This window comes from Paenibacillus donghaensis (assembly GCF_002192415.1).
Classification (GTDB): Bacteria; Bacillota; Bacilli; order Paenibacillales; family Paenibacillaceae; genus Paenibacillus_AQ; species Paenibacillus_AQ donghaensis.
In genome coordinates this window covers 7,229,644-7,243,874 of sequence record NZ_CP021780.1, presented here as the reverse complement: position 1 = coordinate 7,243,874, position 14,231 = coordinate 7,229,644, and the positions used below count along the sequence as shown (strand labels likewise).

The window sequence follows — 14,231 nt, the reverse complement described above, 5'->3', positions numbered from 1 at the left end:
CTTTACTTCGCCCCCTCAACCAGGGAGACAAAGGATGCAGGCTGCAAGCTGGCACCGCCGACAAGTGCGCCGTCGATATCGCTTTGACCCATATATTCCGTTACATTCTCAGGTTTCACACTGCCGCCGTATTGAATGCGAACCGCTTCAGCCGTTGCTTCATCATACAGGCCTTTGACAAGGCTGCGGATGTAAGCAATAACTTCATTGGCATCCTGGGAAGTGGAGGATTTGCCTGTGCCGATCGCCCAGATTGGCTCATAAGCGATAACCACCTTGGCCGCTTGTTCAGCGCTGAGGCCTTCAAATGCAGCTTCAGTCTGTACTTTGCAGACAGCCTTGGTCTGGTCAGCTTCGCGCTCTTCCAGCTTCTCGCCTACGCAGACGATTGGAGTAATACCGTGACGGAAGGCTGCGTGCAGCTTCTTGTTCACGATTTCGTCTGTTTCGCCGAAATAAGCGCGGCGCTCGGAGTGTCCGATAATAACATATTCCACACCCAGATCGCTCAGCATTACGCCGCTGATCTCGCCTGTGAATGCGCCATTGTCTTCGAAATGCAGATTCTGTGCGCCAATCTTGATGTCTGTGCCTTTCACTGCTGCTACCAGAGCAGGCAGGTTAGTGAACGGTGCGCAGATTACGGTCTCCACACCTTCAACTTCCGCTTTGCCTTTGATGTCAGCGATGAAGCTTTCAGCTTCCGGAACCGTTTTGAACATTTTCCAGTTGCCGGCAATAATTGGGGTTCTCATGGTTTGAATGGCCTCCTTCTACGTCTTACTTGTCGTTCAGTGCTTCTACGCCAGGAAGTACCTTGCCTTCCATGAACTCGAGTGATGCGCCGCCGCCAGTGGAGATGTGATCCATTTGGTCAGCCAGGTGGAATTTCTCTGCTGCAGCTGCGGAATCGCCGCCGCCGATCACAGTGTAACCTTCTGTAGTTGCACAAGCTTTGGCTACGGCAATCGTACCTTCGGCGAAGATATCAATTTCAAATACGCCCATCGGTCCGTTCCAAACAACCAGCTTGGAGTTTTTGATAATATCGGCATAGATTTCACGAGTCTTCGGTCCAATATCAAGACCTTCCCAGTCTGCAGGAATTTCGTCGACATTCACAATCTTGGTGTTGGCATCTGCGCCGAACTTGTCAGCAACCACTACGTCAACCGGAAGCACGAAGTTTTTGCCCAGCTTCTTGGCTTTTTCGATGAAACCAAGAGCGGCATCCAGCTTATCGTTGTCAACCAGCGATTTGCCGATTTCGTGGCCCTGTGCCTTGGTGAAGGTGTAAGAAAGGCCGCCGCCAATCAGTACGTTGTCAGCCAGATTCAGCAGGTTGTCGATAACATCGATTTTGTCTTTAACCTTGGAACCGCCAATGATCGCGGTGAAGGGACGTTCAGGTTTGGACAGAGCTTTGCCCAGTACAGACAATTCCTTCTCCATCAGAAGGCCGGATACCGCAGGCAGAAGGTGAGCAATGCCTTCAGTCGATGCATGGGCACGGTGAGCCGCACCAAAAGCATCGTTGACGAACAGGTCAGCCAGTTCAGCGAACTGCTTAGCCAGTTCAGGATCATTTTTCTCTTCGCCAGGATAGAAGCGTACGTTCTCAAGCACCAGTACATCGCCTTCAGCAAGCTTGGCAATTTGTGCTTTGACTGCTTCGCCAATGGCTTCATCAGCTTTGGCTACCGGTTTACCCAGAAGTTCGGACAAACGCTCAGCAGCGCCGGTGAGCCGCATGGAATCAACAAATTGGCCTTTTGGACGGCCCATGTGGCTCGCCAGAATGACCTTAGCACCGTTCTCAATCAAGTATTTAACTGTTGGGAGCGTTTCACGGATACGGGTATCATCCGTAATTTTGCCATCTTCCATAGGCACGTTGAAATCCACACGCACGAATACGCGTTTGCCTTTTACTTCTACATCACGGACACTTTTTTTGTTCATGATTAGTTCCTCCACACCCAATATTGGTTCAATCCGAAATCCGAGGGAATAACTTTAGAAAGAGCGGAAACAAGGAATTTCTGTTTCCGCTCTATAGAAGTTACCTACTTATAATAATCCGATATTATTGAGCCAGCTTAGCGAAGTGCTCCAAAGTACGAATCAATTGTGCAGTGTAGGACATTTCATTGTCATACCAAGCTACAGTCTTAACCAATTGTTTGTCGCCAACAGTCATAACCTTAGTCTGTGTAGCGTCGAACAGGGAACCGAAAGTGCTGCCCTTGATGTCGGAAGATACGATTTCATCTTCAGTGTAACCATAAGTTTCGGAATCAGAAGCAGCCTTCATAGCAGCGTTGATTTCTTCAACAGTTACTTTCTTCTCAAGAACAGTTACCAGCTCAGTCAGGGAACCAGTTGCAACTGGAACACGTTGAGCCGCGCCATCCAATTTGCCTTTCAGCTCAGGGATAACCAGGCCGATGGCTTTAGCAGCACCGGTAGTGTTAGGAATGATGTTCTCAGCAGCTGCACGCGCACGACGGAAGTCGCCTTTGGCATGCGGAGCATCCAGAGTATTCTGATCGCCTGTGTAAGCGTGGATCGTAGTCATCAAACCTTGAACGATGCCGTATTTGTCCTGCAGAACTTTGGCCATAGGAGCCAGGCAGTTCGTTGTGCAAGATGCGCCGGAGATTACAGTTTCGGAACCATCAAGGATATCATGGTTAACGTTGTATACGACAGTTTTCATGTCGCCAGTAGCTGGAGCAGAGATTACTACTTTCTTAGCTCCGCCTTTCAAGTGTTTCTCAGCGGCTTCTTTAGTAGTGAAGAAACCAGTACATTCCAGAACGATGTCAACGCCCAGCTCGCCCCAAGGCAATTCTTCTGGGTTGCGGTTCGCCAGAACCTTAACATCTTTACCGTTTACTTTGAAGAATCCATCATGTACTTCCACATCACCCTGGAAAGTACCTTGAGTTGTATCATATTTAAGCAAATGCGCAAGCATCTTAGCGTCAGTCAAGTCGTTGATTGCTACCACTTCGATACCTTCTACATTCTGAATACGGCGGAAGGCAAGGCGTCCAATACGTCCAAAACCATTAATTCCAACTTTTACACTCATTGAATAGTTCCTCCTAGATTTCGTTTTATTTATTCAAGACAGGCCGTAAAGCCTGTCAAGACAACAATGTTAAGTATAATGCATAATTACCATGAATGCTTCCCATATTATGGTGGCTACTCCATTTGCTGCAGCTGCTTGTCGATTTCCTTGTCGATTTCAAGAGCTGCCGCTTCGTCGGTGATAAGAATATTCTCTTGCCCGAAACGCAGCATCGCATGAATCGCCTTCGCTTTACGCTTGCCGCCTGCGATCCCTACAACCGTCTCCGTGCGCATAATATCCTCCAAGCGCAGCCCCATGGTAAGCATCGTATGAACGACTTCACCATCTTCATTGAAATAATAGCCGAAGGATTCTGCCACCGCGCCTTCTTCCTGAATCTGCGAGACCGTGGCCTCATCTAGCTTCCGGCGGCGGGTCATCTCTATGGCATCCCCGATTCCATGCACAATAATGCGCGAGCTGCGGATAATCTGCACAATCTCGCCTATGTTGGAGTCCACGCCCAGCGACTGGTAGGCATTCTCGCTGAGCAGGTCAGGGACATGCAGCAGCCGGTAATTGGCTCCGACGCGCTTGGCCATCGTTGAAGCAATCGTGTTGGCTTGAATCTCCATGCTCTCCCCAAGTCCTCCGCGCGCCGGTACAAACCAGGCATCCTTATAGGAAAGAGTTAGCGGCGGGGTGAGCTGATCGGCCATCTCGGCCAGTGTAGATCCGCCTGTGACAGCAACGGTATCTCCCGGCTGCAGAACGCTGAGCAGCGCTTTGGCGCCTGCCCGGCCAAGCTCACGTTTCGTGAACATCGAAGACTCGCAGTCTCCCGGTACAACAATCACTTTGTTCAGACCGTAGGTGCTACGAATCTTCTCTTCCAGATCATCCAGGCCAAACAGGCTCTTGGCGATCGGCTCCAGCAGGTCAAGCAGTCTGCGACCGGCATCGCTGATACGCATGCCGACGTTCTCGATCTCGATGAGCCCTTGCGATTTCAGAAGATCCGTCTCGGCACGCAGTACCCGCTCGGTCATATCCAGCGATGCGGCAAGTGTTCTGCGGCCGATAATATCGGACAACATGATCTGATGAAGAATCGTATACCGTCTCTTAAGGGTTTCCATGAGATCAGGCAAAAGCTGCTTTTGGATTTCTAATAAGTTACGCATGCTTTCACTCCTGCATCTTCGTCTTTCTCTATCCCTTAGTTCATGGTCTCAAAATGTCCCGGGTTAACTTTTTAAGTCCCACCCATATTCTACCCAAAACTTAGGTGAAGTGCAAGTCTTCCGAGAGTAGAATTCTCAATCCCTTTTCATCCTATGCATGTCCACTATTTATCGCATTGAATAACCCATTGCTTTTCGCGGAGAACTGTATTATAATAATTTCTGTTGCGCCCGTGGTCCAATGGATATGACGTAGGCCTCCGAAGCCTGAGATCCAAGTTCGATTCTTGGCGGGCGCGCCATTATTTACAAATTAGTGCATAATTTAGCACTGCCTATATTACTATTTAACCAAAGAGCCGGAACCCGGCTCTTTTTTTATTAACTAAGTTTGACTTTCTTTGACTTTTTGTTTGAATTTGTTTATCATGTGGTTAATACGGTAACAGTAAAAATGAATCCATTCGAAACACACATATCAAGGAGGTTTTCCACGTGAGTTATATTCCTATGGTAGTAGAACAGAGCAACCGCGGTGAGCGCGCTTATGACATCTATTCCCGCCTGCTGAAGGACCGCATCATTTTCCTTGGAACGGAGGTTAATGACGTGGTTGCCAATTCCATCATTGCCCAAATGCTGTTCCTGGCTGCCGAAGACCCGGAGAAAGACATTCATCTGTATGTAAACAGCCCAGGCGGCTCGATTACTGCAGGTATGGCTATATTTGATACCATGCAATACATTAAACCGGACGTCTCCACCATCTGTGTGGGTATGGCCGCTTCCATGGGAGCGTTCCTGCTTAACGCCGGTGCCAAAGGCAAACGCTTCGCCTTGCCTAATAGTGAAATCATGATCCACCAGCCGCTCGGCGGTGCCCAAGGCCAGGCTTCGGACATCGAGATCCGTGCCCGCCGCATCATCAAGCTGCGCGATAAGCTGAACCGCATCTTGTCTGAACGTACCGGCCAGCCGCTGGAGAAGATCGAGAAGGATACGGACCGTGATTACTTCATGAGTGCTGCAGATGCTGCGGTTTATGGTATCGTAGATAAGGTTATCGAGAAACCTATGCCTGTAGGCGTGTAAGCCATAGCTTGACCCTTGACCGTTATCCGCAGGAAAGTTGCGGATAGCGGTCATTTTTATGCGGGCATCATCACAAAGAACCAGTAAAGCTCCTGATGAACAGGAACTTTACTGGTTCTTTGTGTAATATTGTATTTTAGCCACATCCGTAATGCCAGACTCAATATAGCCGCCCATATCCAAGACCGTTCAGCTTATCAGCAATCACCCGGTAGCCCCGCCCGTTCGGATGAACATGGTCGATGGACAGCAGACCCCGTTCATTCCCGGCAAACTCGTTATAAATCGAAGCAAATCCGCAATCACGGCTGCTGCACTGGGAAGCATAGCGGTTGAACTGCCTTACCCAGTCTGTGGCCGCTTCCACCTGTGGATAAGGGTTGTATAACCCCACGACCCGAATGATATATGGACTGCGACCCGCACCTTTCCAGTGGTTAAGCATCGCCATAATTTCAGCGAAATTCCGTTTGCATTCCTGCAAGGCCTGCTGCAATAGCGCGGTGGCATTGCCCGGCTGCCCGGAGGAAGCCCTGGCTGCCCGTATCAGGTCGTTGCCACCGATAGACAGGGTAATAATCTCTGCGTTGCCAATCGCTTGTCTATACATAGGGTAGCCTTGCAGCCGCTGCTTCAGTCCCGCGGTGGTAAGACCGTTCACGCCCAGATTATTGGAGATTACCTCTCTGCGCAAACGGCCGGCTGCCATCCTGCGGTATACAGGAACGAAGCCGTTCCCTGGCAGGGCGCCAAAACCGGTGGTCAGCGAATCCCCAATCGCAACATAAAGATCAGTCATCACGTCACCTCCCTCCCATCCTAAGCTGTACCTTATTCAGCATATGATGGCTCTAGAGATCAGGCAACGGTGAGATGTCCCTGCCTGGAATACGCCCTGTTCAGACACCAGGACCATGCCGAGACTTTATTTATACGCGGCAAAAGGGCTGCTGCCGTCAGGCAGCAATTCCTTGAAGCTGAAGCTGTACTCAGGGGATCCTGCGGCATAGGCCGTATATTCATAAGGCTGGAAGAACAGTACAACCTGCCCTTCCTTCAGATAGAAGAATTTCTCGCTGGTTAGCCCGTTGAAACCGCCGAGATACCCGCCCTCAGCCTTAACAAGCTTATCAAGCTTGGCATTCAGCTGTTTTTTGTAAGAAGAATTGGCTCCAAACAGATCGCCCAGAAGCAGCCGTTTGCCATTCTTCAGCGAGAAGGTGTAGCCCTGACGGTACGTATTTCCATGCGCTCCACCCATATAGCTATATTGGTTGGTAATCAGACTCAGCACACCGTCCTGATTGTAGCTTACCAGATAGGACGATTCATATTCGTAAGGGTTCTCTTCCTTGCCGCGGTTCTTGATGCCTTTATCGGCAGCAGCTGCGAAGTTGGTAATGTCCTGCTTCAGCAGGCTGTTGATTCTGGCTTGGGCCGCCGCATTCGCCATTCCGCTGATCTGCGGATAATCCAGCTCTACAGTAACATCCTGCTTGTTATTGGAGATCGTCTGAGTCGTAATAGTCAGAGCATTGTTCGCTTTAGCAACTACGTTCAGACGGCCCGAGGAGGCACTCCAATCGGTCTTGTAGCCCAGATAGTCACTGAGCAGCCCAGCCGGGACATACAGGCGGTTGTTCAACAATTTCCCCTCATGGTCTTTAATATAGACGTTATTTACGGAGATGGAGGCAGATCCGTTATACAATGACAGTTTCACTTGTTTGACTCCGCTTCCCACCGTATAGGCATTCTCAGCCTTATCATAGGCGAGCGGCATCTTCAGCACATCACGCAGGAAGGTTACCGGCACCCATACTTCTCCGTTCACCACAACTCCAGTCTGCTGCGTAATTGCTCCGTTATACTTCAGTACGGCGATCGAAGCGGCTTGCTTCTGCGTAGTTGCTGCTGCATGGCTAGTTTCTGCGGGCAGCAATCCTCCTCCGGCCAGAAGGCCTGCGATCAGCAGACCGGTTCCCCATTGACGAGCGTGTTTTTTAGTAAAATAGGACATCTATATTTCTCCTTCCGCAGGTGCGATGTTTAAACTCTACCTCTTAGTATAACGAAGCCTAACTCCGTTAGAGTTACAAGGACGCTTACAGTTTCTTCGTTTTTCAGTGAAAATGAAGCACTTGTTATTACATTTCTTTAAACTTATTGAGAGATTTCAATCCATAGCCCAACTGAACTCTAGCAAAAAGACGCCCCTCCGCTGTCGCCAGCTGAAGAACGCCCCCTCTGTCATCCCTTAGCTTATTTCATCTCGTACATTACGCTAAGCTGGGTAGTGACTTTAACTTCTCCCGGTTCCACAGCCGATGAGGCAGCGCCGTCCGCTGCCACGTTCATCATTTCCTTCTGGGCAAAATAGATCGGATCATTGCCGCTATCATTCTGGCTCACGTTAATGACAAGACCCAAGCTGCGTCCCGCTGCCTTGGCGATCGCTGAAGCTTTTACTCCCGCATTGGCCATAGCCTTCTCAATCACCTGCGCTTCAAAAGCGGAAGTGTCTTCAATCGCAAACCGCGCATTGCTGATATTGTTGGCACCGGCTGCAGAAGCCGCATCCAGCAGCTGACCTACCTTGGCCAGGTCACGGTAAGATACCTCCAGCGTATGCTGGGCGTTGTAGCCTTTAACTTTCTGTCCGTCTTTTTCAGTATAAGTGTAGTTGGGCTGTACTGAGAACTGGGTGCTCTTGATGTCCTTCTCCGCAATTCCCCAAGTGGTCTTCAGCAGCTTGTTCAGCTTATCCATCTTGGCGGCATTGTTCTTCTGCGCTTCCTGAGCAGTTTCAGCCGAAGTAGTCACTCCGATCGACATATAGACGATATCGGGCTTGATCGACAGCTCGCCTTTGCCCACCACACTGATGATATCCCTTTGCACTTCGTCCGCAGCATAAGCCTTCTGACTACCCACTGCTCCTCCGTTCAACGCCATTCCTCCAATCAACAGACTTCCTGCCAGCAGTACCGCTCCGATCGATTTACCCCACTTGTTCATCTTCATTAACCCCTTTCATCATGGTTATATTGTTTGTACCCTCTAGACGGGACTGCTTGGAAAAAGTTGCATTAATCCGCTGGAGAAATATAAAAAAAAAGCCCGCGAAGGGGCTTAGGGTGCTGCAGTACACTTATTCCGGACAACCTTATTGGTTCTCTAGCTCTTCCTTGCTTACAAGACTGGTCAAAGCGGTTACAGCCTGATCTGCATCCGCGCCATCCGCGCTAATATAAATCTCCGTGCCGGAACTGATTGCCAGACTCATAATACCCATGATGCTTTTGGCGTTTACTTTTTTATCGTCTTTTTCCACGAAAATCTCCGACGAAAATTTGTTAGCTTCTTGCACGAACAATGCTGCCGGCCGAGCATGGAGCCCTGTCTTCAACCGAACAACTACCGGGTGCTTTGTCATGAAACGCTTACCCCCTATTTGAGATCTGCCCAATGAATTTCACATTAAATTTTATAATATTATATCATTATAACTTAATCCACACTAGAAAAAAAATATTCAGACGCCCCGCACCTTATCCGCCATTTCATCAATCTTGCGCAGCCGGTGGTTTACCCCTGATTTGCTGACGGTGCCCTTAAGCATTTCGCCAACCTCCTTCAGGTTGATATCCGGATGGGCCAGTCTGACCTCAGCCACCTCACGCAGCTTGTCAGGCAGGCTGTCCAGGCCCACTTCCCGCTGCAGCAGCTTGATGTTCTCAATTTGCCGCACCGCAGCACTGATTGTTTTGTTCAGATTAGCCGTCTCGCAGTTGACAATCCGGTTGACCGAATTGCGCATGTCCCGCATAATCCGCACATCCTCAAATTTGAACAAGGCCTGGTGCGCCCCGATCAAGCTGAGGAATTCGATAATCTTCTCGCCTTCCTTAATGTAGAGGATGAAGCCCTTCTTGCGCTCGATGCAGCGGGCATTCAGGTGAAATTCACCGGCCAGCTCCACCAAGGCCTTGCAGTGCTCCTCATACATGGAAGCGATCTCCAGATGGTACGAAGAGCCTTCCGGGTTGTTCACTGAACCTCCGGCCAGGAAGGCGCCGCGCAGATAAGCCCGCTTGCAGCAGTTCTTGCCGACAATGGCATCATCAATACCATCCGTGAAATTAAAACCCTCGGAGACAATATGCAGGTCACTTAAGATCTCCTGCACCCGGTTGGGAATTCTGACGATATAGACGTTATTCTTCTTCAAACGCATTTTTTTACGCACGAGCAGCTCGATATGGACCTGGTAATATTTCTTAAGCAAAGAATATACCCGTCTTGCAATCGCGGCGTTCTCCGTCGAAATGTCGAGTACCACCTTTTTGCTCGAAAGCTGCACTGAACCATTCATCCGGATCAGTGCGGACATCTCCGCCTTCTCACAGCAAGGCTGGCTCTCCACCATCGTCAGCTCTTTTTTGGTAAGGGCCGCAAAAGACAAGGGTCTCACCTCTTTCTTAATATCACGGTATTCGGAAGGCTCATCTGGAAATCCAGTCTTGAACGAGCTGGTAAATATGATGGCTTAGCTTATCTGTATCATGCCTTAAATAGGTACGGAATAATACCAGCTTATCAGCGATCACCTTATAGCTGCTGCCATCAAGCGCTTCCTGATCCACACGGACCGGACGAGCGCCTTTCTCCGCATATTTCACCTGCACCTGCTCGGGAATAACGCCGTCGTTAACGATTACATAATCGAACAGATGGATGCCTATATGGTCATAAACCGCCTGCAGGTGATCGCTGACCGAATAATTATCTGTTTCTCCAGGCTGGGTCATTACGTTGCAGACAAAAATCTTGATCGCCTTCGAGGATACCACAGCCTCAGCCAGCTTGGGGACAAGCAGATTGGGCAGGATGCTGGTATACAGACTGCCGGGACCCAGCAGAATAGCATCCGCGTTCTGGATCGCCTCCAGCGCCTCAGGAAGCGGCTCCACATCCGGCGGCTCCAGGAAGACCCGCTTGATAACCCCGCCGGCCTCAGGGATCTTGGACTCGCCGGTGATAATGGTGCCGTCGGCCATCTCGGCATGCAGCACCACAGCTTCTCCGGCTGCAGGCAGCACCCGGCCGCGGACAGCAAATAAGCGGCTAAGCTCCCGGACCGCTGTGACGAAATCACCGGATATATCGGTAAGCGCAGCGAGAATTAGATTGCCTAGACTATGCCCGGCCAGCCCTTCCCCGCTATTGAAGCGGTACCTCATAATATCAGCCATCAGCGGCTCCACATCGGCCATGGCCGTCAGCACGTTGCGGATATCACCGGGCGGAGGCATCTGCAGCTCACTGCGCAGAATGCCCGAGCTGCCGCCGTCATCAGCCACGGTTACAATGGCCGTAATATCCAGCGGCTTCTCCTTCAGCCCGCGCAGCATCACAGACAGACCGGTTCCCCCGCCCATCACAACAATGCGCGGACGCTGTCTTTGTTCTTCAATCACGATTGACCCCTTCTCTCATTGATGCCGATCGCGCTCGGAATCCCGGTGACTCACGGTCACCGATTCCGTCTCACTAACACCCAACATTTTACCCAAATATTCGGAAATCGCTACTGAGCGGTGTTTGCCCCCCGTGCAGCCGATCCCGATAATAATCTGGGATTTGCCTTCCTTGCGGTATTGCGGGATCAGAAAATGCAGCATATCCAGCAGCTTGGTCAGAAACACCTGAGTTTCGGACCATTTCATCACATAGTCATACACATCGCTGTCCTGGCCGGTCTTAGGGCGCAGATGATCCACATAATGAGGGTTGGGCAGAAAGCGGACATCGAACACGAGGTCTGCATCAATCGGAATACCGTACTTGAAGCCAAAAGAAGTAATGTTAACGGAGAGTGTGCTCTTGCCAAGGTAAGAGAAACGGGAGACAATCTTCTCCTTCAGCTGTGCCGGCTTCATACTGCTCGTATCCAGACACAGCGTTGCGGAGTTCTTCAATTCCTCCAGCATCTTGCGCTCCAGGCGGATACCGTCCAGCGGCATCCCCTTGGGGGCCAGCGGATGATGTCTGCGGCTCTCCTTGTAACGCTGAACCAGCACAGAATCCGTAGCATCCAGAAACAGAATTTCGCAGCCAATCGTTGATTCATCTTTAATGTACGCCAGTGATTCCGACAGGGCCGTGAAGAATTCGCGGCCCCGCAGGTCGATCACAAGTGCTACTTTGGCAATTTTGCCTTTCGACTGTTCAATCAGCTCGGCGAACTTGGGGATCAGTACCGGTGGCAGGTTGTCAACGCAGAAGAACCCCAGATCCTCAAGGCTCTGTACAGCGATCGTCTTGCCCGCACCTGACATCCCCGTAATAATAATCAGGGTGGCCCCAGCCGATGCAGCGTTCTCCACTTCGGTCATTCAAGCGTCCCCTCCCCAGATTGTAGTATATGAATAATTACGGTTGTTTAAGAACGCAGGAGCAGTCCGGCAGCGCCAACAATGCCGGCATCATTTCCGAGCTGTGCCGGAATAATCGTCACACCCGTCTGAAGCGGTGCTGGTGCAAGCTTCGCGAACACACGGCGGACTTCTTCGAACAGAATATCCCCGGCTTTGGAGACTCCTCCGCCGATGATGAAGACCTCCGGGTTCAGCACGGCGGAAACGGCCGCCAGCGATTTGCCGAGGTAGAAGGCCGCCCGGTTCACGATACGGATGGCAACCTCGTCTCCGGCTTTGGCCGCATCAAATACTTCCTTGGCGGCAATCTTCTCCACCTGGGACAACGAAGTACGGTCGCCGCGGGCCACAGCATCGTTGGCCATACGGATAATTCCCGTAGCGGAGGAAACGGTTTCCAAACAGCCCATATTCCCACAGCCGCATTGGATCGCTTCCAGATCCGGCACCACCGAGATATGTCCCAGTTCTCCGGCTAGACCGCCAAATCCCTGATAGATCTTACCATTAATAATAATGCCGCCGCCCACGCCGGTTCCCAGCGTATAGCAGACACAGTTCTCAACGCCGCGTCCCGCGCCGCTCCAGGCTTCACCCAGCGCTGCCACGTTAGCGTCGTTATCTATTTTGACCGGCTTATTTAGCCGCCCTTCCAGGATGGAACGGATCGGCACATCTTTGAATCCAATGTTAGGCGCAAGGATGATAATTCCTTCACGGATATTTGTAAATCCGGCGAGCCCTGCTCCTACACCGGCAAGCTGATCCCAAGTGTATGGGGAGTCTTCCACAATTTGACGCACATACTTCTCAATGTTATCGATGACAGCATCCACGCCGTCCGCGGTTCCAGTGGGTCCTTCATAAGTATGCAGCAGATTGCCATCGGCATTGCAGATCCCGACCTTAATGGTAGTGCCGCCCAAATCCACGCCAACGTAGATATTCTCAGACATGTAATAAGCCACCTTTTTCTATGCTAAAATAGTTAATCCTACGTACCCACTATAATAGAACCCCCCTCTGCGGTCAAGGAAAGGCGGCACACCCGGGAATAACAGTCATGAAACAGGCAATGCTTATTCAGGTGAAACTTATACTTTCTGATATTTTAAACAAAAAGCGCTCTTACGCGAGGTAAGAGCACTGTTGCGGTACAAGTACGGTAATCCTATTCGGACAAAATACGCTTCTGTCCTTCCAGCGCACGAATCGGGGCAATATTCTGGGTGAATTCCAGCGTGCCCATGTAAGTGCCCTCTGCATCGCGGACAGCGAAATAACGAATGTAGATAAACTTGTCTTTCATCGCAATCCAGAAATCCTCGGCGTCCTTGCGGCCTGCCTTGAAATCCTGCAGCAGCTTATCCACTACATGCATGCTCTGCGGGGGATGGCAGTTCTGCACAGTGCGGCCGATTACAGCCTTCGTACGGGCAAAGATACGTTCCTTGCCATGCGAGAAGTAACGCACGACATCATTCTCATCGATGAAAGTCAGATCGACCGGCAGATGATTCAGCACCGTCTCCAGCTGATGCAGCGACAGAAGCCCCGTCTCGAAGCGGATAAAGCCTTGCGGTGAAAGACCTTCCTCTGTCTCTTCCACAACGGCTCCTTCTGGCTCGGGAGCGCGCTCCGGAATCCATTCCTCCACTGGCGAAGTCAGGCAGAAGCCGATCTCATCGCTTTCACGGGCAATTTTGACCCATTCATCTTCCGTTAATTTGTCGAGAGCCATCGGCAGCAGGATGTTCTCCTCTTTGTAGACCATTTCATTGACTTCCTGAATGATCAAGGTCAGCATGGAGCCGATCTCCTCGCGGTTGCCTGTATAAGAACTGAGTGCCGCCTTGGCCTCTTTAATCATGCTGCGGATATTGTCGTCCACCCCCCACATCACTTTGGTTGGCCCATAGATGCCATAGCGCTCCAGGTATGGAAACAGCAGATTCTCCTTACGGCTATAATGCTTGTCAAGATCGAGCAGCAGGCTCAGATCCTCCAGCAGCTTGAAGATGATCTCTTCACTGTCATTTGTGGCGAATTTACCGGCATGCAGCTCCAATCGAAAGTTAACCAGCAGTTCCACCTCACGGTTCTCCTGCTTGAACGTGTGTACAGGATGCCCCGGCTGCTCCTCAGCCTTGGATGAACGGTGAATCTGTTCGATGGAGCCTTTAAAAATCGCCGTATGCACCGAACAGAGCCGCTGAACCTCAGCAACCGGAATTCCTTCCTCTGTCATCAAGGAATGCTCCATCGCCGAAATCTCTTCCACCGTAACATCCCCTACCGCTTCTGCGAAACGGGCCTTTACCTCTTCTACAGACTTGCCTGCGTGCAGTTCCTTAATGATCTCCTTCAGCATCGCCTGGCGGCGGCCTTGCTCAGGTACATCAACCTCACGGTTGTTAATCAGCTCACTCATGT

General features: G+C 50.8%; 14 protein-coding genes and 1 tRNA gene. 2 read left to right on the top strand and 13 right to left on the bottom strand.

All coding sequences use genetic code 11. The annotated features are described in order from the left end of the window. Positions 1–2 precede the first annotated feature (2 nt). The 4 genes from tpiA to B9T62_RS32890 form a co-directional block, all read right to left on the bottom strand. Positions 3–755: a triose-phosphate isomerase gene (gene tpiA / locus B9T62_RS32905; RefSeq protein WP_087919104.1), complete on the bottom strand. Its 753-nt coding sequence runs from the start codon at positions 753–755 to the stop codon at positions 3–5. 25 nt (positions 756–780) lie between these two features. Then, positions 781–1,962, bottom strand: a complete 1,182-nt coding sequence (locus B9T62_RS32900) for a phosphoglycerate kinase (RefSeq protein WP_087919103.1) — start codon at positions 1,960–1,962, stop codon at positions 781–783. 124 nt (positions 1,963–2,086) lie between these two features. Next, a complete protein-coding gene (gene gap, locus B9T62_RS32895; protein ID WP_087919102.1) occupies positions 2,087–3,097 on the bottom strand; it encodes a type I glyceraldehyde-3-phosphate dehydrogenase in 1,011 nt (336 codons plus the stop codon). A gap of 116 nt (positions 3,098–3,213) precedes the next feature. Beyond that, on the bottom strand, positions 3,214–4,266 hold the full coding sequence (locus B9T62_RS32890; RefSeq protein WP_087919101.1) for a sugar-binding transcriptional regulator: 1,053 nt from the start codon (positions 4,264–4,266) through the stop codon (positions 3,214–3,216). A 227-nt stretch (positions 4,267–4,493) separates the two neighbouring features. Between B9T62_RS32890 and B9T62_RS32885 the strand changes: the two genes are divergently transcribed. Next, positions 4,494–4,568, top strand: a tRNA-Arg gene (locus B9T62_RS32885). A 193-nt stretch (positions 4,569–4,761) separates the two neighbouring features. Next, positions 4,762–5,358 carry an ATP-dependent Clp endopeptidase proteolytic subunit ClpP gene (gene clpP, locus B9T62_RS32880; protein ID WP_087919100.1) on the top strand — a complete coding sequence of 199 codons (597 nt, stop codon included), beginning with the start codon at positions 4,762–4,764 and terminating at the stop codon, positions 5,356–5,358. Positions 5,359–5,518: 160 nt separating this feature from the next. On the opposite strand, the gene B9T62_RS32875 is transcribed toward clpP, so the two are convergent. The 9 genes from B9T62_RS32875 to B9T62_RS32835 form a co-directional block, all read right to left on the bottom strand. Then, on the bottom strand, positions 5,519–6,157 hold the full coding sequence (locus B9T62_RS32875; protein ID WP_245864190.1) for a GDSL-type esterase/lipase family protein: 639 nt from the start codon (positions 6,155–6,157) through the stop codon (positions 5,519–5,521). A 126-nt stretch (positions 6,158–6,283) separates the two neighbouring features. Then, positions 6,284–7,378 carry a PdaC/SigV domain-containing protein gene (locus tag B9T62_RS32870; RefSeq protein WP_087919098.1) on the bottom strand — a complete coding sequence of 365 codons (1,095 nt, stop codon included), beginning with the start codon at positions 7,376–7,378 and terminating at the stop codon, positions 6,284–6,286. A 242-nt stretch (positions 7,379–7,620) separates the two neighbouring features. Continuing rightward, the gene (locus B9T62_RS32865; protein WP_087919097.1) at positions 7,621–8,376 is read right to left on the bottom strand and encodes an SIMPL domain-containing protein; all 756 of its coding nucleotides are present in this window, start codon (positions 8,374–8,376) and stop codon (positions 7,621–7,623) included. 148 nt (positions 8,377–8,524) lie between these two features. Continuing rightward, entirely contained in the window at positions 8,525–8,794 is a 270-nt protein-coding gene (locus B9T62_RS32860) for an HPr family phosphocarrier protein (RefSeq protein WP_019914358.1), read from the bottom strand. A 99-nt stretch (positions 8,795–8,893) separates the two neighbouring features. Next, the gene (gene whiA / locus B9T62_RS32855; RefSeq protein ID WP_087919096.1) at positions 8,894–9,823 is read right to left on the bottom strand and encodes a DNA-binding protein WhiA; all 930 of its coding nucleotides are present in this window, start codon (positions 9,821–9,823) and stop codon (positions 8,894–8,896) included. A 40-nt stretch (positions 9,824–9,863) separates the two neighbouring features. Beyond that, positions 9,864–10,799 (bottom strand): gluconeogenesis factor YvcK family protein, encoded by a 936-nt coding sequence (locus tag B9T62_RS32850; RefSeq protein ID WP_169834536.1) that lies wholly within the window; start codon positions 10,797–10,799, stop codon positions 9,864–9,866. A 54-nt stretch (positions 10,800–10,853) separates the two neighbouring features. Further along, complete coding sequence (rapZ, locus tag B9T62_RS32845; protein ID WP_087919094.1) at positions 10,854–11,756, bottom strand: RNase adapter RapZ; 903 nt, start codon at positions 11,754–11,756, stop codon at positions 10,854–10,856. Positions 11,757–11,803: 47 nt separating this feature from the next. Further along, a complete protein-coding gene (locus tag B9T62_RS32840; protein WP_087919093.1) occupies positions 11,804–12,754 on the bottom strand; it encodes an ROK family glucokinase in 951 nt (316 codons plus the stop codon). Positions 12,755–12,969: 215 nt separating this feature from the next. Continuing rightward, positions 12,970–14,229, bottom strand: coding sequence for a DUF438 domain-containing protein (locus B9T62_RS32835; RefSeq protein WP_087919092.1), 1,260 nt, complete (start codon positions 14,227–14,229; stop codon positions 12,970–12,972). Positions 14,230–14,231 lie beyond the last annotated feature (2 nt).

Coding starts and splice junctions, on each gene's coding strand:
- rapZ (WP_087919094.1), bottom strand. CDS start 11,756: ATGACCGAAGTGGAGAACGCTGCATCGGCTGGGGCCACCCTGATTATT.
- B9T62_RS32875 (WP_245864190.1), bottom strand. CDS start 6,157: ATGACTGATCTTTATGTTGCGATTGGGGATTCGCTGACCACCGGTTTT.
- B9T62_RS32840 (WP_087919093.1), bottom strand. CDS start 12,754: ATGTCTGAGAATATCTACGTTGGCGTGGATTTGGGCGGCACTACCATT.
- tpiA (WP_087919104.1), bottom strand. CDS start 755: ATGAGAACCCCAATTATTGCCGGCAACTGGAAAATGTTCAAAACGGTT.
- B9T62_RS32860 (WP_019914358.1), bottom strand. CDS start 8,794: ATGACAAAGCACCCGGTAGTTGTTCGGTTGAAGACAGGGCTCCATGCT.
- B9T62_RS32865 (WP_087919097.1), bottom strand. CDS start 8,376: ATGAACAAGTGGGGTAAATCGATCGGAGCGGTACTGCTGGCAGGAAGT.
- B9T62_RS32890 (WP_087919101.1), bottom strand. CDS start 4,266: ATGCGTAACTTATTAGAAATCCAAAAGCAGCTTTTGCCTGATCTCATG.
- gap (WP_087919102.1), bottom strand. CDS start 3,097: ATGAGTGTAAAAGTTGGAATTAATGGTTTTGGACGTATTGGACGCCTT.
- B9T62_RS32835 (WP_087919092.1), bottom strand. CDS start 14,229: ATGAGTGAGCTGATTAACAACCGTGAGGTTGATGTACCTGAGCAAGGC.
- B9T62_RS32900 (WP_087919103.1), bottom strand. CDS start 1,962: ATGAACAAAAAAAGTGTCCGTGATGTAGAAGTAAAAGGCAAACGCGTA.
- B9T62_RS32870 (WP_087919098.1), bottom strand. CDS start 7,378: ATGTCCTATTTTACTAAAAAACACGCTCGTCAATGGGGAACCGGTCTG.
- B9T62_RS32850 (WP_169834536.1), bottom strand. CDS start 10,799: ATGGGCGGGGGAACCGGTCTGTCTGTGATGCTGCGCGGGCTGAAGGAG.